Annotated in this window: 20 protein-coding genes and 1 tRNA gene; 5 read left to right on the forward strand and 16 right to left on the reverse strand. The window is 37.7% G+C overall.

The features are described 5' to 3' along the window. Positions 1–8 precede the first annotated feature (8 nt). From gap to BXY75_RS12865, 5 genes are all read right to left on the reverse strand, one after another. Positions 9–1007: a type I glyceraldehyde-3-phosphate dehydrogenase gene (gene gap / locus BXY75_RS12845; RefSeq protein ID WP_121908165.1), complete on the reverse strand. Its 999-nt coding sequence runs from the start codon at positions 1005–1007 to the stop codon at positions 9–11. 15 nt (positions 1008–1022) lie between these two features. After that, a complete protein-coding gene (lipA, locus tag BXY75_RS12850; RefSeq protein ID WP_121908166.1) occupies positions 1023–1895 on the reverse strand; it encodes a lipoyl synthase in 873 nt (290 codons plus the stop codon). Positions 1896–1994: 99 nt separating this feature from the next. After that, positions 1995–2567, reverse strand: coding sequence for an RNA polymerase sigma factor (locus BXY75_RS12855; RefSeq protein ID WP_121908167.1), 573 nt, complete (start codon positions 2565–2567; stop codon positions 1995–1997). After that, positions 2558–3652 (reverse strand): glycosyltransferase, encoded by a 1095-nt coding sequence (locus BXY75_RS12860; protein ID WP_121908168.1) that lies wholly within the window; start codon positions 3650–3652, stop codon positions 2558–2560. Before BXY75_RS12860 ends, BXY75_RS12855 begins: the two co-directional genes overlap by 10 nt. 27 nt (positions 3653–3679) lie before the next feature. After that, positions 3680–3883 (reverse strand): membrane or secreted protein, encoded by a 204-nt coding sequence (locus BXY75_RS12865; RefSeq protein ID WP_121908169.1) that lies wholly within the window; start codon positions 3881–3883, stop codon positions 3680–3682. A 91-nt stretch (positions 3884–3974) separates the two neighbouring features. Between BXY75_RS12865 and BXY75_RS12870 the strand changes: the two genes are divergently transcribed. After that, entirely contained in the window at positions 3975–4568 is a 594-nt protein-coding gene (locus BXY75_RS12870; protein ID WP_121908170.1) for a fasciclin domain-containing protein, read from the forward strand. Here BXY75_RS12870 and murB read toward each other — a convergent pair. Both murB and BXY75_RS12880 read right to left on the reverse strand, forming a co-directional pair. Beyond that, complete coding sequence (gene murB / locus BXY75_RS12875) at positions 4565–5578, reverse strand: UDP-N-acetylmuramate dehydrogenase (RefSeq protein WP_121908171.1); 1014 nt, start codon at positions 5576–5578, stop codon at positions 4565–4567. The two genes, BXY75_RS12870 and murB, sit on opposite strands and share 4 nt — an antisense overlap. After that, entirely contained in the window at positions 5578–6768 is a 1191-nt protein-coding gene (locus tag BXY75_RS12880) for a pyridoxal phosphate-dependent aminotransferase (RefSeq protein WP_121908172.1), read from the reverse strand. Before BXY75_RS12880 ends, murB begins: the two co-directional genes overlap by 1 nt. Before the next feature lie 93 nt (positions 6769–6861). Between BXY75_RS12880 and BXY75_RS12885 the strand changes: the two genes are divergently transcribed. Continuing rightward, the gene (locus BXY75_RS12885) at positions 6862–8214 is read left to right on the forward strand and encodes an aspartyl protease family protein (protein WP_170152893.1); all 1353 of its coding nucleotides are present in this window, start codon (positions 6862–6864) and stop codon (positions 8212–8214) included. A 58-nt stretch (positions 8215–8272) separates the two neighbouring features. Here the strand turns inward: BXY75_RS12885 and BXY75_RS12890 are convergent, their stop codons facing one another. Continuing rightward, positions 8273–8668: a DUF1573 domain-containing protein gene (locus BXY75_RS12890; RefSeq protein WP_121908174.1), complete on the reverse strand. Its 396-nt coding sequence runs from the start codon at positions 8666–8668 to the stop codon at positions 8273–8275. Between the two features lie 127 nt (positions 8669–8795). Here BXY75_RS12890 and BXY75_RS12895 point away from each other — a divergent pair, with 127 nt between their 5' ends. Then, complete coding sequence (locus BXY75_RS12895) at positions 8796–11426, forward strand: valine--tRNA ligase (protein ID WP_121908175.1); 2631 nt, start codon at positions 8796–8798, stop codon at positions 11424–11426. Positions 11427–11490: 64 nt separating this feature from the next. Then, a complete protein-coding gene (locus BXY75_RS12900; RefSeq protein WP_121908176.1) occupies positions 11491–11643 on the forward strand; it encodes an SsrA-binding protein in 153 nt (50 codons plus the stop codon). Here the strand turns inward: BXY75_RS12900 and BXY75_RS12905 are convergent. Continuing rightward, positions 11640–12155 (reverse strand): adenine phosphoribosyltransferase, encoded by a 516-nt coding sequence (locus BXY75_RS12905; RefSeq protein ID WP_121908177.1) that lies wholly within the window; start codon positions 12153–12155, stop codon positions 11640–11642. The two genes, BXY75_RS12900 and BXY75_RS12905, sit on opposite strands and share 4 nt — an antisense overlap. Before the next feature lie 38 nt (positions 12156–12193). Next, on the reverse strand, positions 12194–12685 hold the full coding sequence (locus tag BXY75_RS12910; RefSeq protein ID WP_121908178.1) for a Na(+)-translocating NADH-quinone reductase subunit F: 492 nt from the start codon (positions 12683–12685) through the stop codon (positions 12194–12196). A 224-nt stretch (positions 12686–12909) separates the two neighbouring features. Here BXY75_RS12910 and BXY75_RS12915 point away from each other — a divergent pair. After that, positions 12910–12983 (forward strand) — tRNA-Arg (locus tag BXY75_RS12915). Between the two features lie 138 nt (positions 12984–13121). Here the strand turns inward: BXY75_RS12915 and BXY75_RS12920 are convergent. The 6 genes from BXY75_RS12920 to BXY75_RS12945 all read right to left on the reverse strand — a co-directional run bounded on the left by BXY75_RS12920 (position 13122) and on the right by BXY75_RS12945 (position 18482). Continuing rightward, positions 13122–13397, reverse strand: coding sequence for an ATP-dependent Clp protease adaptor ClpS (locus tag BXY75_RS12920; protein WP_121908179.1), 276 nt, complete (start codon positions 13395–13397; stop codon positions 13122–13124). A gap of 90 nt (positions 13398–13487) precedes the next feature. Further along, positions 13488–14321: a 50S ribosomal protein L11 methyltransferase gene (prmA, locus tag BXY75_RS12925; RefSeq protein ID WP_121908180.1), complete on the reverse strand. Its 834-nt coding sequence runs from the start codon at positions 14319–14321 to the stop codon at positions 13488–13490. Positions 14322–14327: 6 nt separating this feature from the next. Next, entirely contained in the window at positions 14328–15083 is a 756-nt protein-coding gene (gene tpiA, locus BXY75_RS12930) for a triose-phosphate isomerase (RefSeq protein WP_121908181.1), read from the reverse strand. Between the two features lie 78 nt (positions 15084–15161). Beyond that, positions 15162–15650 (reverse strand): TlpA family protein disulfide reductase, encoded by a 489-nt coding sequence (locus BXY75_RS12935; RefSeq protein WP_121908182.1) that lies wholly within the window; start codon positions 15648–15650, stop codon positions 15162–15164. Between the two features lie 43 nt (positions 15651–15693). Next, complete coding sequence (locus BXY75_RS12940) at positions 15694–16767, reverse strand: ABC transporter permease (RefSeq protein WP_121908183.1); 1074 nt, start codon at positions 16765–16767, stop codon at positions 15694–15696. Further along, the gene (locus tag BXY75_RS12945) at positions 16767–18482 is read right to left on the reverse strand and encodes a BT_3928 family protein (RefSeq protein ID WP_121908184.1); all 1716 of its coding nucleotides are present in this window, start codon (positions 18480–18482) and stop codon (positions 16767–16769) included. The genes BXY75_RS12940 and BXY75_RS12945 overlap by 1 nt, the downstream gene beginning before the upstream one ends. Positions 18483–18532: the final 50 nt, after the last annotated feature.

Consider the following 18532-nt stretch of genomic DNA (forward strand, 5'->3'; position numbering starts at 1 on the left):
AAATATAGTCATTTCCTCGATATTTCAATGATTAAATCAATAATTCTTGATGAGTAGCCAATTTCATTATCGTACCAACCAATAATTTTCACCATTTTGCCAATAACAGAGGTCATGGAGGCATCAAAAATGCAGGAATGTGGGTTTCCAATAATGTCTACAGAGACGATTGGATCTTCGGTATATTCCAGAATTCCCTTTAGTTCATTTTCTGCAGCAAGTTGAAAAGCTTTATTTATTGTTTCGATACTCACTTCTGTTTTTACGTTAAAAGTGATATCTGTTAATGAACCATTCGGTACAGGTACTCGTATTCCACATCCGCCAATAACATCTGCGAGTTCCGGGAAAATTTTCGTCAATGCTTTGGCAGCTCCGGTGGTAGTGGGCACTATCGATTGTCCGGCAGCCCTGGCTCTTCTTAAATCCCGATGCGGTTGATCATGTAAACTCTGGTCGGAGGTATACGAATGAATTGTTGTAATATAAGCTTGCTCAATACCACAAAGTTGATCAATAATCATTAGCATCGGTGCCGCATTGTTAGTAGTACAAGATGCATTAGAAATAATTGTGTCTGAAGCTTCGATGATTTCATTATTCACACCAAGAACAACAGTCTTTATATCATCATCGATTGGTGGTACACTCAGTATTACTTTTTTGGCTCCTGCTTTTATATGTTTCTGAAGTTGTTCGCGGCTTTTAAATTTTCCGGTAGCCTCTACCACAATGTCTGCGTCTCCCCATGTGAGATTTTCGATATTTGCTTCCGAAGAAAACCGTATAACTTTACCACTTACTATAATTTCCTTTTCTGAAAACGATATATCCTCCTTCAGTACACCGTGAATACTGTCGTATTTCAATAAATGACTTAGTGTTTTTGCATCTGCCAAATCATTAACTGCAACCACTTCAATTTCGGGGTGATTTATAAGCAATCTAAAAAGATTTCTCCCGATGCGTCCAAATCCGTTGATGCCTATTTTTATGGTAGATGCCATTATGTATTTTGAAGCTTAAGTGAGGTGCTTTTGGGCTTTGTAAGAGGATCGTACTAAAGCTCCACTTTCTACATGACGAAAACCCATTTCAAGGCCAATCGTCTCGTATTTTTTAAATTGCTCGGGTGTAATAAATTCCTTTACCGGCAGATGTTTTTTCGAAGGTTGCAAATATTGTCCGATGGTTAAAATCGTTAGATCTACCTTCCGCAAATCCTCCATAGTTTTCAGAACTTCTTCCTCTTTTTCACCCAATCCAAGCATGATTCCACTCTTAGTTCGTTCGATACCCTGCTGTTTTAGATAATTTAATACTTCCAAACTGCGTTCGTATTTTGCCTGTATGCGGACTTCCCGTGTTAATCTTTTTACCGTCTCCATATTATGTGACACGACTTCAGGTTTAACTGCAATTATACGATCTATGTTTCGGGTAGCTCCCTGAAAATCGGGTATTAGGGTTTCTAAGGTAGTTTCAGTATTCATTCGGCGAATTGCTTTCACCGTTTCGGCCCACATAATAGAGCCCATGTCTTTAAGATCATCGCGGTCTACAGATGTAATAACCGCATGCTTAATATTCATGATTTTAATTGAGCGTGCTACTTTTTCAGGTTCATCCCAATCCAAAGTATCCGGACGGCCAGTTTTAACACCACAAAAACCGCAGGAACGAGTACAGGTGTTTCCAAGGATCATAAAAGTTGCAGTACCTTCTCCCCAACATTCTCCCATATTGGGACAACTTCCCGAGGTACAGATGGTGTGCAAGTCGTATTTTTCGACCAAACCACGTAATTCGGTATATTTTTTACCGGTGGGAAGTTTTACTCGTAGCCATTTTGGCTTCGGACTTGGTCGTTGAAAATCTACAGTTTCTGTGCTCATAGTTGCGTGCAAAGGTACAAATTCCTGATTCCAATTTACAAAAGTTTATGGCGAACTTAACGCGTTGAATCTACAAGGCTGAAATCAAAACAGAATCTTTTACTTTTTTCTGTTTTGTGTAATAATTTCGGCAAGTAGTTTTTTGGCTCTAAGAAGTCGGACTTTCACGTTATTTAGTGGCTCATCGAGTGATTCAGAAATTTCATTATAACTCATTTCATGGAAATATCGAAGATTGATTACTTCCTGATAATGTGGTTTAAGTTGTTTGATATACAATAGTAGTTCGGCGAGGTTTTGTTCCGTAATAAGTAGATCTTCGGCGGTTGGAGAGTCATCCGGAATTCTATCTACTTGTTCCTGACTAGCTTCGGAACTGTTGAGATAGACTGCCGCATTTTTTTTGCGACTTTTATCGATCTGAATGTTTTTTGAAATAGTAATAAGCCAGGTTCCGAAGGTGTAATTTTCATCGAAACTCTCTATTTTGTCGAAAGCTTTCGAAAAGGTTTCAATAGCAATGTCTTCGGCATCCCATTCGTCTTTTACTCGCTTCATCTGAAATCCAAATACTTCATTCCAAAAACGATCAAGTAAGAATTTAAAGGCGCTTTGCTTACCAGATTTAGCGCTCTGAATTTGAGTAAGAAGTACTTCGTTTTCTATTTCCAATGTGTGGGTTTTGAAGCGGAATTAGAAATAAAGATACTCATTTGTACGAAAATTAAAAATAATTCCAAAGCGGGTAAAAACGGAATCAAGTTCGATTCTTTCAATTTGGAAGCTGCCTTTCCCATAACAATCATATACACTAAAAACCGAATTCCAATGAGGATAAGTGGCAACTTCCAATCTACTATAAATAGACTGGCTATCCCAAGCCCCCAAAACAATAAATTGCTGAGATAGAAAAGACTTAACAATACCTTATGACTTGTCTTGTATAATTTTGAGGTGCTGATATGTCTTTTTTTCTGAAGTCTCCATGATTTCCATGTTTTCTTCGGAATAGAATAGGTAAAAGCTTCTTCGTTAAAACAAATGGCAGTGTTACTGGCAGTGGCAACCTCGTTTACAAAAAGATCGTCATCACCTGAAGCGACTTTTATATGTGAGATAAAACCATTATTTGCATAATACAGATCACTGTTGTAAGCTAGATTTCGTCCAACTCCCATATACGGAATCCCTATTTTAGCATAGGAGAAGTACTGAACTGCCGTAAGTAGTGTTTCAAAACGAATGAGGTAATTAAGCAAACCCGAATGTTTTTCATAGCCGCCGTAACCTAAGACAAGCTGTTTGTTTGTAGTAAATTTTGCCGCCATTCTCGATAACCAATAATCGCTGGCAGGCTTACAGTCTGCATCTGTAAATAAGAGTCTTTTGTTTTTCGCTTTTTTTATTCCCAGAGTGAGTGCATATTTTTTACTGCCCCAAAATGCTTCATTATTAACAACATTTACGATTTGTATTCTCTCATCAGTTTCGGCAAAGGATTCCATCACCTCCAGTGTGTCATCACTAGAAGCATCGTTAATTAAAATAATTTCAAATTCCGGGTGTTTCTGTGAAAGAAGAAAGGGAAGGTTATGCTTCAGATTTTCGGATTCATTTTTCGCACAAACTATGACTGAAACTGGAAATTTTTCCGAAGTTATTTCTCCGGAAGGCTTCAGAAAAGAAAATTTGGAAAAAATAAGTAAGTAAACACAATTAATAAAAGTGAATATTCCAAAAACGTAAAGTAGCAACATTGAAAGTAGTTCAGGTTTCAGAAAAGATTAAGAATGTACTTCTTCAGTACAATTTTCGAACTGATCCGGAGTTTTTCCACAGAAACCACAAGCGTCACCATCTTTATTCAAAAAAGGGCTCTGACTGGCGCAGGTACCCGCAAATTTACCATCCTTCTTACCCCATATTTTTATAGCGATTCCAGCAAATGCAAGCAGTAATAATACAATTGTTATAACAAAAATTCCCATGATACTTTTTTGATAGTACAAAAATACAATCTTTCTTGGTGATGTGCATCAAATTTGGTTAATTTTAGCCCAAATAACAAAGATTAAAAAAATGAAATATCTCTTCCGTACGCTTCTTGTTTGTACTTTGTCTATCGCCTTGTTTTCATGTAAGAATGAAGTAAAAGAAACTCCAGTTAAAACAGAAATAACCCCTGTAAAAAAGAAAGAGCTTAGCGTTCAGGAAAGCGAGATAGTTTCCAGTATTCTGGCTAAAGCGATGGCTACTAAAGAAGCGAAGAAATTCGTTAGTTTCATGCTTACTGCAGGTGTGACCGATATGCTGTCGAAAGATGAAGGCCCTTATACCTTGTTAATACCAACCAATGATGCTATTGATAAAGTAAATAAAAATATAATGACGTCATTGCTTAACCCTGCTAACAAAGCGGACTTGCTCAACTTAGTGAATAGCCATATAATAAAGGGTGAATTAGACTCAGCTGCTTTAGTTCAAAATATAAAAAAGGGCAATGGAAAATACGAATTTACAACATTGTCTGGAGCAACCTATACAGCGACAAGAGACGATATAGATATTGTTATCACGGATGTTCGTGGACAAAAAGCCATTTTAGGTAAGACCGATATTCTCGGCTCGAATGGAATTCTTCACTTAATGAACTCCGTTTTATCAGTTAACTAGATTACATTTACTTCAGGTTCGATGTAAATGCCAAAAAGTTCTTTCACTTTCTCCTGAATGTGAATAGCAAGATCCCAGATTTCTTGACCGCTGGCATTGCCATAATTTACTAAGACCAATGCCTGGTTTTTATGTATACCGGCGTCTCCGTATCTTTTTCCCTTAAAACCAGCTTGCTCAATGAGCCAACCTGCCGGTATTTTGAAGCTAGTGGGGGATAGTTCGTAAAAAGGTGCTGCCGGGTATTTCGATCTAAAAGCATGAAAAGTTTCCGTATTAACGACCGGGTTTTTAAAAAAACTACCACTATTTCCGAGTTCTTTTGGATCTGGTAATTTAGATTTTCTAATTGCAATAACGGCCTCCGAAATATCTTTAATACTAGGATTTTCAATGTTTTTTTCTGAAAGCTGATCCTTTATGGCACCATACGAAATACTCTTAATATGGTTTTTCTTGCTAAGCCTAAAAACTACTGAAGTAACAATGAATTTCCCTTTTGCTTGTTGTTTAAAGATTGAGTTTCTATAACCAAAATCGCATTCGGCCTTATTGAATTCAACCTCATTTTGACTGCTAATTTCCACTGCCTTACAACTTACAAAGCTGTCTTTTAATTCTACTCCATACGCTCCAATATTCTGGATGGGAGAAGTGCCTACATTTCCGGGAATTAGTGAAAGGTTTTCAAGTCCGCCGTAATCATGTTCAATGCAATACAATACAAATTCATGCCAGTTTTCCCCAGCCATGGCTTCAACAACAACTGAGTCCTCGTCTTCTGAAAGTATTTGTATCCCTTTTAGGTTAAGATGAATAACAAGGGTTTCAATGTCTTTGGTGAGTAGCATATTACTACCACCTCCAAGTACAAATGGATTGCTGCAAATAGGGTCTGCAAGTATTGTTTTTAATTCTGAAACATCCGTAACAGAAATATACTGTTTCGCTAGACAATCAATCCCGAAGGTGTTGAAGTTTTTTAGCGATTTGTTTATTTCAAGATGCATTAATCCTTGTATTGTTTCAACGCTATTTTTAAGATTTCAACGGCTCTAACAAGACTCTTTTTGTTTAAAACATAAGCAATGCGTATTTGGTTCAGTCCAACGCCAGGGCTTGAATAGAATCCTGCCGCTGGAGCCACCATAATAGTTTCACCATCTACATCAAATTTTTCCAATAACCATTGTGCAAAAGCATCACTGTTTTTTACAGGAAGTTCAACAATGCAATAGAAGGCCCCTTTAGGAACTCCTACCTTCACACCGGGAATGTTCTGTAAATGTTTTACCAGCGTATTTCTTCTATCCTCATACTCTTCGATAACTTCATCAAAATAACTTTGAGGTGTGTCCAAAGCTGCTTCACTGGCGATCTGTGCAAAAGTAGGCGGACTTAGACGCGCCTGCGCAAACTTTAAGGCGGTCTTGATTACCATTTTATTTTTTGAAACAAGACATCCTATTCTAGCGCCACACATACTATAACGCTTGGAAACAGAATCTATAATAATTCCATACTCTTCCATACCCTCTTCTTCAAGAATAGAGTAGTGCTTGGAACCATCGTAGGTAAATTCACGGTAAACTTCATCGGAAACAAGGAAAAGGTCGTGTTTTTTAACGATAGCTGCTAATTTTTGTATTTCTTCTTTGGAATATAGATATCCGGTTGGATTCCCTGGATTACAAATAAGTATCGCCTTGGTTTTTGGCGTAATTAGTTTTTCAAACTCTGAAATAGGAGGTAAAGCAAAATTATCCTCGATTTTAGAGATCACAGGAACAATCTTTACACCTGAAGCGGTCGCAAAACCATTGTAATTCGCGTAAAATGGCTCCGGAATGATAATCTCGTCTCCTGTGTCTGCAATAGTACCCATGGCGAAAAGTAAAGCTTCACTACCACCAGTAGTAACAATAATGTCGTTAGCGGTTGCAGGAATATTGTTCTTATGGTAATATGCTGCTATTTTCTCGCGATATTCCTGAGAGCCTTCCGATCGAGTATAGGCGAGAATTTCCAGGGAGTGGTGCGCAACGGCTTCCATAGCCTTTGTTGGAGACTTAATGTCCGGCTGACCAATGTTTAAATGATAAACGGTTTTATTTGCTTTATAAGCTATTTCGGCAAAGGGAACCAATTTACGAATTGGTGATTCAGGCATTTGTAAACCTTTTCTGGAGACTGCTGGCATAATAAATAATTTAATCACAAAGTTGCAAAATTAATTTTATAATTACCACACGCCTTGCTTCAGTTTAGTGTTTTTTTTTATATCTTAACTAGGTTGAAAATAAAAAAAAATACAATTGTTTTTACTGTCTTTGTGGGACTCTGCCTTTGTTGTAATGCATTGATATTTGCACAGAGCGGATTTAACTTTGAAAAAGGTGTAAAAAAAGACAAGATAGTATTCGAATTGATTAACAATTTGGTGATTGTTCCTGTCGAATTAAATGGAGAGAAATTATCATTCTTATTGGATACAGGGGTAAATGCCACCATCCTATTTGGTGTTACTCAAGCCGATTCGATTAGAGTTAATGATATAAAGCCTGTTAAGTTAAGAGGACTTGGAGGTGGTGAGGGCGTTGAAGCATATGTAAGCAGAAATAACATCATTACTCTTGGTCAAGCAACGGATAGAAGTCATTCCATTTATATAATTTTTGATAAAACTTTGAATTTTTCTCCTAGAATGGGTGTCCCAATTCATGGAATTCTTGGATATGACTTTTTTAAAAAATTCATTGTAAAAGTTGACTACATTGGTAAGAAAATTACATTTTACGATCCTTCTGCCGACAGGCCAAGAATAGGTCGTGCATTTCAATCATTTGATCTTAATTTCAGAAAGAACAAACCCTATGTTGATTTTGATGTTTCTCTGGCACAAAAACAAAAAACGGCAACCTTACTCGTAGATTCTGGTTCAAGTGATGCACTATGGCTTTTTGATGAAGAACATAGTATTATTGAAGTACCTAAAAACTACTTTTCCGACTTTCTCGGCTTAGGACTGAGTGGTCATATTTATGGGAAACGATCTAAAATTGAAAAAATGGACATTGGCAGATTTCAACTTTCAGAAGTGAATGTGGCATTTCCTAATAAAGCTGCATTGGAAGACGTAGTGTTGGTAGAAGGCCGTGATGGTAGCCTGGGAGGTGATGTTTTGAAACGTTTTACCGTGATTTTCGATTACCCTTCTAGAAAAATGTACTTGAGAAGAAATGGAAATTTCAATCAGCCGTTTAATTATAATATGAGTGGCCTTACAATTGAACATAGCGGAATGACACTCGTTAAGGATATTGATAATTCGACATCAGATTTTAGAAACTCAGACAGGATGAATGAAAGCATTTCTAAAGTAACGATTCAAGTCAGTCCTGTATTTAAATTTTTTATGGCCCCTCGATTTGTGGTTGCAGATGTTAGAGAAAACTCACCAGCCGGTCGCGCGGGCATTCTGGAGGGAGATGAAATCTTATCTATTAACGGGAAACCTGCATTTCGATTTGAGCTTTATCAAATTATTTCGTTGTTCACTTCAGATGAAGGCAAACGCATATCGCTTCAGGTGGATCGGGCCGGAAACGTGTTTAAAGTAAAGTTTAAACTTCAGAAAGTAATATAAAAAAAGCGGTTTCAATTATTCATTGAAACCGCCAATAGATGTTTTAGAAAGCTACTTTCTATTCTGATTTTTCCAAGACACTTTTGTCATCGGCTAAAACTTCGCCTTTTATTTTAAGTGCTTTGATAGGTTCGTCGGCGTTAGAATAAACAGTTACAGTTTTTCTAATTGGACCCACTCTATTCGTGTCGTATTTTACTTGAACAGTGCTCGAAGCTCCTGGTGCTACCGGTCCATCCGGTTTTTTAGGAACTGTACAACCACAACTTGATTTTACATCAGAAATTATAAGAGGGGCGTCACCTGTATTTGTAAACTCAAACACACGAATTCCATCACTTCCTTTAGAGATCTCACCATAATCAATGGTATCCGACTTAAATACGATTTTTGCTTGTGCGTTTGCTGCAAAGCTAACCAGTGCAACAACAGCGATAAGTACTAATTTTTTCATGATTTCATTAATTTAGTAAATGCTAATGTAGGTATCTTTCTTACAAAGTGCAAAATAAGTTATTCACTTTTATTATACTTAAGATATAACTACTTTTGCCAATTACTTTTCAAAAATCAGACCAAAGATGGCTTTAGAGGCAAAATACAATGCTAAAAGTATTGAAGATAAGTGGTATAAATACTGGATGGACAACAACTATTTCCACTCAGAAGTTGACGAAAGAACGCCTTATACCATTGTTATTCCTCCTCCCAATGTAACCGGAGTACTGCATATGGGGCATATGCTTAATAATACACTTCAGGATGTGTTAATTCGTCGTGCACGTCTAAAGGGATTCAATGCCTGTTGGGTGCCGGGAACCGACCATGCTTCTATCGCGACTGAAGCTAAAGTGGTTGCAAAGTTAAAAGCAGACGGAATTGATAAGGCAAACCTTTCAAGAGAAGAGTTTTTAGAACATGCCTGGGAATGGACTCACAAACACGGGGGTATTATTCTTGAACAGCTAAAAAAATTGGGAGCTTCGTGTGATTGGGAACGCACAAAGTTTACCATGGATGACAATATGTCGGCTTCTGTGATTAAGGTTTTTGTCGATTTATACGAAAAAGGCAATATATATCGTGGCTACCGTATGGTGAACTGGGATCCTCAAGCTAAAACTACCTTGTCTGATGAAGAAGTAATACACGAAGAAAAACAAGGAAATTTATACTATCTTAATTATAAAATTGAAGGTTCAGATGAGACCTTAACTATTGCAACCACAAGGCCGGAAACAATTTTAGGAGATACCGCAATTTGTATTAACCCCAACGATGAGCGATTTACGCATTTAAAAGGTAAGAAGGCCATTGTACCGGTTTGTAACCGTGTGATTCCAATTATTGAAGACGAATATGTGGATGTAGAATTTGGGACAGGATGCTTGAAAGTAACACCTGCTCATGATGAAAACGATAAAATGCTTGGCGACAAGCACGGTTTGGAAGTTATCGATATTCTAAATGATGATGGTACTTTGAATAGCTTCGGAATGCATTACGAAGGCAAAGATCGATTTGTAGTTCGAAAGGAGATCGTTAAGGAGTTAGAGGGAATGGGTGTGGTGTTGAAAATTGAAACACATATGCATAAGGTTGGAACTTCTGAACGGACCGGTGCCGTGATCGAGCCAAAATTGAGCGATCAGTGGTTTTTGAAGATGAAGGAATTGGCACAACCAGCTCTGGATGCAGTTTTGGAAAAAGATGTAAAGTTAGTTCCTGAGAAATTTATTAATACCTATCGTCATTGGATGGAAAATGTTCGCGATTGGAACATTTCACGACAGTTATTATGGGGACAGCAAATTCCGGCCTATTTCTATGGGGATGGGAAAGAAGATTTTGTTGTAGCCGAAAACTTGGAAGCTGCCGTTGAGAAAGCCCGTACAAAATCGGGAAATGCTAATTTAACGACTTCAGATCTTACTCAGGATCCGGATGCCCTGGATACTTGGTTTTCGTCATGGTTATGGCCTATCAGTGTGTTTAATGGGATTCTTGAGCCGGACAATAAAGAAATAAATTATTATTACCCAACCAATGACCTTGTAACGGCTCCCGAAATACTATTTTTCTGGGTTGCTCGTATGATCATTGCGGGATACGAATACAGAGGTGAAAAACCATTTACAAATGTATATCTAACCGGTATTGTAAGAGATAAGCAACGTCGGAAGATGAGTAAATCTCTTGGTAATTCTCCAGATCCAATTAAATTAATGGATAAGTATGGTGCAGACGGCGTTCGAGTTGGAATGTTGTTGAGTTCGCCTGCAGGAAACGATTTGATGTTCGATGAAGATCTTTGTAAGCAGGGTAGTGGCTTTGTAAACAAGATATGGAACGCATATCGACTTATCGATGGTTGGGAAGTTTCAGAAACTAAAGAAGAAACTGAAACTGCCGGAATTGCCGTAAAATGGTATCGTTCAAAGTTTCAGAAGACATTGGCCGAATTAGAGGATCAATATTCAAAATATAGAATTAGCGATGCTTTGATGTCTACGTATAAACTTATCTGGGATGATTTCTGTTCTTGGTTCCTTGAAATGGTAAAACCTGGTTATCAGGAGCCTATTTCGGCTAAAACGTATAAAGAGATCATTTCAATTTTGGAAGACAATTTAAAGGTATTACATCCTTTTGTTCCTTTTATTTCTGAAGAGATTTGGCAACATATTTCTGAAAGAAGTGCAAATGAGGCATTGATTGTCTCTAAATGGCCTGCTTCGGAAGGATTTGATGAGCAATTAAATGCAGAATTTGATTTCGCGGCTGAAGTAGTCGCAGGAATACGGACCATTCGTAAAGAGAAGAATATTTCGTTTAAGGATGCTATTTCAATGTCTGTTATTAACAACGAAAAAGCTTCAGAAGGATTTGATGTTGTTATTTCAAAATTGGGTAATATCTCCCAACTGGATTATATTTCCGAAGCTATTGATGGAGCGCTTACTTTCAGAGTAAAATCGAACGAGTATTTTATCCCGGTTGCTGGAGCGATTGATGTTGAAGAAGAAATCGCAAAGCTTTCCGAAGAACTGAAATATACCGAAGGCTTTTTAAAGAGTGTGCAAGGCAAACTGAAAAACGAACGTTTCGTAAACAATGCACCGGACCAGGTTGTAGCAATTGAGCGGAAGAAAGAGGCAGATGCAATCGCTAAAATTGAGATGATTAAAACCAGTCTTGCGAGTTTGAAATAAAAAATTAGAGTACAAAAGGCTTCCGAACTTTATCGAGAGCCTTTTAATTTAGTATTTTTAAGTTATGAAAAAGGCCATTTTTAAAACCCTCGCGAAAATCAATAAGGCAGTACTTCCTAGTTTTACCAAAAAGAGATTGGATTTGGCAAGCGCATCTAAGTTTCAGATGGCGATTTTTGGATATAAGTTATGGGTTACTAAAAACGCGCTGGATTAATAACTAATTAGCGGCCGAATTTCATAGCGGTTCAATTTATCTCCTCCTCTTAAAAAACCGAGTTCAATTATAAAATTACATTGAACGACCTCGCCTCCCAACTTTTCGATAAGCTTACAGGCTGCTTTTGCAGTGCCGCCAGTTGCAAGGACATCGTCATGTAGCAATACTTTTTCTCCTTTTTTAATAGCATCTTCATGCATTTCCAGAACGTCCATCCCATATTCGAGAGAATAAGGCTCTTTAATGGTATCGAAGGGTAACTTGCCCGACTTACGGATTGGAACAAACCCAGCATTTAAGCGTTGTGCGAGCAGCATACCAAAAAAGAAACCTCTGGATTCTATTCCGACAACTTTATCCACTTTCTGCCCTTCAAGAAGATCTACAAGCCCGTTCAGACAAGCTTCGGAAGCTTCCTTACTAGCCAGTAAAGGTGTGATATCTTTGAATACAACACCACGCTTGGGGAAATCATTAATATCGCGAATATAATCCTGAAGGTTTACCATTCTTAAATGTAACCATTTAATAAATTCTGCACAATGCTTTAGTAAACATTTGATGCTTCAATAATGTCGAATCCAGCGATAGAAGAGAGTTTATAAAGTGGTTCGTTGTTTTGATATTGAAACAATCTGGAATAATCCATGCTGTTATCCACAGAATCTAGTTCGCATAAAAACGCGACGACTGCCGACAAACCATTGAATTGTAATTCTTTATCCGTTGGATTATTGGGTTTTTTAGAACGAGGACCAAATGGTATCTGGTAGCCGCAAGCCGAGAGAAAGATCGCTTCAATTTGAAGGAGTTCGGAAGGGGAGTAGCCATTTATTCTTCGGCCAAACATTTCATTGATTTTACCCACATAATTAAGTTCAACCGATCCGTGAAAATCGCTCAAGTGTTTCCAGGAATCCAAGTTATCACAAATATTCCCTACCGCACAACTTTTGCAACACTCTGGGTTTAACGTACCGTTGTGAAAGGCGGTATAAAGCTTGGTGATGGCTAAATCCAAACGTTTGGTAGATTTCATTGTATACAATTTTACGCGAGTTAAACGAGCTATTAAATTAGACAATTTGATTTTAGAAACCAATAATTACGATTGATTTTAAAGTTTAACTGCTTCGATTTAACACTAGAGTGGAAAAGAATGTTATTTTTTTTAGAAAGTATTGCTCTAAAAGGGTAAAAAGGAATATATTTGCAGCCCGAAACAGGAATAATTAGTTTTATTTCTTATTCGGAATTACAAACGGCCTCGTGGCGCAACTGAATAGCGCACTTGATTACGGCTCAAGAGGTTACTGGTTTGAATCCAGTCGAGGTCACGAATGAATACAAAATCCGAACGTTAAATCAAGCTCGCTTGAATTTATAAGTTCGGATTTTGTATTTTCAAAGCGGAGCTTTGCTGGATCACATTATGTAATCCAGTCGAGGCCAAGAATAAAGTAAAAAAGGTAGAACTAAATCAACTCTGCACTTAAACCGGCATCCAAAAGCATGGAACATCGAGGCTTCAATTCGTCGTAACTGCCAGTCTTTACAGTACATTTTCCTTTATAATGAACAATGATAGAACATTGCTCGGCTTGTTCGGGAGTGTGTTCACAGGCGTAGATTAACACATTAATGACATGGTCAAAAGTATTAACCTCGTCATTGTACAAAACTATCTCATTGTGACTGCTTTCTAACTCGGCAACCGATCCTTCTTCCTGTATTTTTTCTCTGGTACTCATAACAATATAAAATTCTGAAAATCAAATAACAATTCCCAATAAAATCTTTAATAATTTAATAATTCGGGTAGATAAAAACGCAATTCCTGTCTAGATTCTAAATTTGGCAGCAACCCAATTATTGCGTTCCTTGTTATCAACGTAGGTAAAACCTAACTTATTGCAACATTCGGTTATAATAGGTAGATCCTCGGTGTAAAATCCGCTGAGGTAAAGTTCGCCTCCTTTTTCCAAACAGGCTCTGTAAGTTGCCATGTCGTTAAGTAGAATGTTTCTATTTATGTTCGCAATAATTACATCGTATTTTTTTTCTGAAAGTAATGAAGCATCACCCAATCCTACGGTAATATGTTTGCAATTATTTCTTTCGACGTTTTCCTCGGAATTTTCGAAACACCAGGGATCAATATCGATAGCATCTAGTTTGTTGGCACCTCTCATTTCAGCAAGTATCGCTAAAACGGCAGTTCCGCAGCCCATATCCAAAACATGCTTGTCTTTAAAATCGTTTTCAAGTATATGCTGAAGCATCATAAAGGTAGTTTCATGATGTCCGGTTCCAAAAGACATTTTTGGTTCGATCACTATTTCGTAAGGCAGATTGGCCTTTTCATGAAAAGGAGCGCGAACAATACATTTTCCATCGACCTCAATGGCTTCGAAGTTTTTTTCCCATTCGGCATTCCAATTTACTTGTTCAATTTCAGAAAAAGTGAAATCAATTGTAAACTCTTCCGAAGCTAAGATTTGTATATCATTCAACATTTCTTTCTTCCATTCGTCTTTCTGAATATAGGCCTTAACACCTTCTTCATTTTCTACGAAACTCTCGAAACCTGCATATCCCAGCTCAGCGATAAGAATCTCTGTTCCCGGTTGCAAGGGGTTTACCGTAAATTGATATTCAATATAGATTTGTGACATAGTTATTTATTTTCCAAATCCGTTTACAATCGCCATAAACGATTGGGCATCGAGTGCAGCACCTCCAATAAGGCCGCCATCTACATCTTCTTTTCCAAAGATCTCAGCCGCATTATTAGGTTTTACACTACCGCCGTATAAAATAGAAACGTTCTCGGCAATTTGAGACGTATATTCACTTGCAATGGTTTTTCTAACAAACGAATGCATTTCCTGCGCTTGCTCCGGACTTGCAGTTTCGCCGGTTCCAATGGCCCATACCGGTTCGTAGGCAAGTACAATGTTACTCCAATGCTCTTTTGAGATATGAAATAGACCTTTTTCCAACTGCGATTTTACAATATTGAAATGATTATTGGCTTTACGTTCGTCTAATTCTTCACCAAAACAGAAAATCACCTTCATATCATTATCCAATGCGGTATTAACTTTTTCGGCCAGCAAGGCATCATTTTCGTTGAAATAAGCCCGACGTTCGCTATGTCCCAGAATTACGGTAGTTATTCCAACACTTCTTAGCATAGGTGCAGAAACCTCACCGGTATAAGCACCCTCTGAAGATTGATGCATATTTTGTGCAATGACTTCAATAGGATGGTCTTTTAGAGATTGAAAAGCCTGATACAGATTAGTGAATGAAGGTCCAACCATAACGCTTACGTCCTCCGGAATTACCTGTGTTTTAAGAGATGCTAAAAGATCTTGTGTTTGGGAAAGATCGTTGTTCATTTTCCAGTTTCCGGCTACTATTTTCTTTCTCATGCTGTGGCTCCTTTAATTGGTTTATATAAGATTGACTCGTTCAATTTTGGCAAAGGTCATAAAGTTTGGGCATCTGACCTATTTGCTGTTAAGTATTTTGGCAATTTTTTTATCATCTGCTTTAATGGCTTTGTACAAACTAATTACTCCCTTCGGATTAACAATCATATATCTCGGAATCCAATCCAGGTTTATGGTGCTGCAAAATCCACCTTTCCAGCCCGAAGGTATATAATAGTGTTCACCTTCCATTTCGTATTTGCTGATTCCTTTTTTCCAACTTTCGGTGTCCTTATCGAGCGATAGGAATAAAAACGTTACGTCTTTGTATTTCTTCTGAAGCTTTTTAACTTTTGGCATCCCGGTAATACAATTTTTGCACCAGGTTGCCCAAATATCTATAACAACAGTCTTTCCTCTGTATTTCTGAAGGACTTCGGAAAAAGTTGTTTCTTCATTAGCTTCAGACAAAAAGACATCATTTAATGCCTCTTCCGAAAACGTCAATTGTTGTGCTTCCGAAGCGAACGTCAAAAGAAAAATACAAATCGATACTATTAATTTCATAACCACATTTTTTTAAATTTATCTAACATCTAACATCTAACATCTAACTACTAATCTTCGGATCCAGCCAGCCATAAAGGATATCCACCAATATATTGATCATAATAAATAAGCTGGCAATCACTATAACAGCACCCATAATGATAGGGAGATCCAGCGTATTTAAGGCTTCAACGATTTCCTTTCCAAGGCCGTTCCATCCAAAAATATACTCCACAAAAACAGCTCCAGCGAGCATGGAAGCAAACCAGCCTGAAACAGCTGTGACCACCGGATTCAACGAGTTTTTAAGCGCGTGACGTCTTATAATGGTAAAGAATGATAAACCTTTAGCTTTTGCCGTTCGTATATAATCCTGATTCAAAACTTCAAGTAGAGAATTTCTCATTAACTGACTCACAACCGCCAACGGACGAATACCCAATACTATTGCCGGAAGGATGAGGTTTTTCCACTGAATATATGTGCCACTTCCAAAATCATCTACTTCGTATAAACTACCTGTCATATTGAGCCCGGTGTATTTGTGCAATACAAATCCGAAGAGCCAGGCAAACAGGATGGCACTAAAAAAAGAAGGCACACTCATTCCAAATGTACTTAGTAATTGAATAATGCGGTCGATCCAACCATCTTTAAAAAGGACAGAAATAATTCCTAAAAAAACCCCTAGTATAATGGCGATGCATATAGCTGATACTGCAAGAACCACAGTGTTTGGAAGCGTTTCGGCAATGACAGAACTCACTTTTTTACCATTTTTTTGGAAAGACTCTCGCAGGTAAGGAAACTTAAGTGCCGTTATTGTATTTCCAATCGTGAATAAAGAGGTTGCAGTGTATTTTTCTTTGGAAAGGTAGGTGTAATCATCCGGGTTAATGCTGTGGAACGAAATAGGTGATAAGTCGTTTAAGTACTGCAAATACTGAACGCTGACAGGTTTATCGAAGCCATATTTTTTCTTTACAACTGCAATTTGCTCTGCATTTTCGTTTTGTCCCAACATCATACGAGCTGGATCACCTGGTAGAATAGTAAATAATAGAAATATGACAGTGACTACTCCAAATAAGGTAAGCAGCGCATAGCCCAATTTTTGAAATATATATCCTGCCACTATTTCTCTTTTACATCATCTACAGTTAGCACTTTATACTCGAAATTATCTCCAAAAAGCAATTTGGAGTATTCTTCAATAGTCTGGTCGAATCCGGCTTCACTTCTTCGTTGATTAACTGTTTCCGGATTTATAATAGGCCAAATAAATGATCCACGTGCATCGTCGTATTTCATGCCCTGAGTTCCATAGACCTGTGGTTCTCCCTCGTGCATTAAATAACGATCTTCCATCATAGCTGCCGAGCGTTTTGAGATTTCCCCGGCGTCTGCTGCGTCTTTGATAAGCGGTAAATAGGCCGGAATTTTATCGGGATTATGTTGAAGTACATACCAAGCTGCGAGGCTGCTTTCTTCGCCAACCACAGATTTTCCGGGGTAACCTCTAGTTTTAAAAATATGTTCCACGAATTCCATGTTCGAACTATCAATCACCTGCTGCATAGCCGTTAAGTCACCAGAATAATCGGCAGGTTCAAGACCCATTTCTTCGGCAATTTTATTTCGTTCTTCAACAGAAGTGGCTTGCATCAAAGTACGGTATCGTTGATCCAGAACCGCGATACTATCTAGCCTTCTTTTTAAATTCATATCCAGTTCCGGGCTGGCATTTTCCAATTGAACGAGTTTCATTTTCAGTGCATCATTCCAATGAAGTTTCTGCTTTATGGTTCCGGATTGCAATTCAAGAATTCCCGGATTGCTACGCACAATAGTTTTAAGGGTAGTTTCATCGCAGAAATAGAATTTAAAATTGAGTTTGTAATCGTCTGCCAACGCATCCATTACTTTCTGTGAAGAAGCCGACAAGCCAATTACTTTATAGCCTTTTTTTACAGCCTCATCTGTTATTTGTCGAATATTTGCATAACCATCTTTCTCGGTTGCGCTTAAACTATAGGCAATTACCACTATCAAATTTTCTTCATTGAGGAAACGTTCTGTATAATCCTGATCCTCTCGCTCAATAGTAAAATCGTGAATAGGAGGTTCGTAACCTGCTTGTAGTTCCTTGGTGTCTACACTAATAAATTCTCCGTCTACTTTCGGATAATCTCCACTAGTACTAAAAATTTTATCCTCGCCGTTTACATTAAATTTCCAATCGTAAGAGAAAATCGGTTTTGGAGCATCTTCGGGTACTGACATACCTTCGGTTATATCCGCATCAATTTTATAAGGTCTGAAATCAATAATTGGTAGGTGTAGCAACACATGATACGTAATCGCCAGGCAGAATACAAAACCAGCGAACACGATGATGCTTCTTATATTTTTTGAAAAGAATGGCTGAATATGTTTTCTTCCGAAGTATAAAATCAGAACAAAAACGAGTAAAATAATATCCTTTGTAAAGGACTCCCAGGGAGTAAGTTTTATGGCATCTCCGAAACATCCACAATCGGTTACCTTGTTGAAATAGGCAGAATAGAAGGTAAGGAAAGTGAAGAAAACGATCATAAGAAGTAAGCTCCAAAGTGTGAACTTTTTTGCATAACCTATTAGAATCATGATTCCCACTAATACTTCAAAGATCACGATAAAGATCGCCATGATAAGAACGTAAGGAACTAGAAACTCCAAATTAAGAACCTCAGGTGCGAAATAATCCTTCAGCTTAAATGAAAACCCAACAGGGTCATTGAGCTTTATGAGTCCGCTAATGATAAATAAAATTCCGACGAATAATCGTGAAATATTAACAAGTACTTTCATAAATATAAATTTCAAAATTCTAAGCACCAAATTCCAAAATTCAATGCTGT

This window comes from Ulvibacter antarcticus (genome assembly GCF_003688405.1).
Classification (GTDB): Bacteria; Bacteroidota; Bacteroidia; order Flavobacteriales; family Flavobacteriaceae; genus Ulvibacter; species Ulvibacter antarcticus.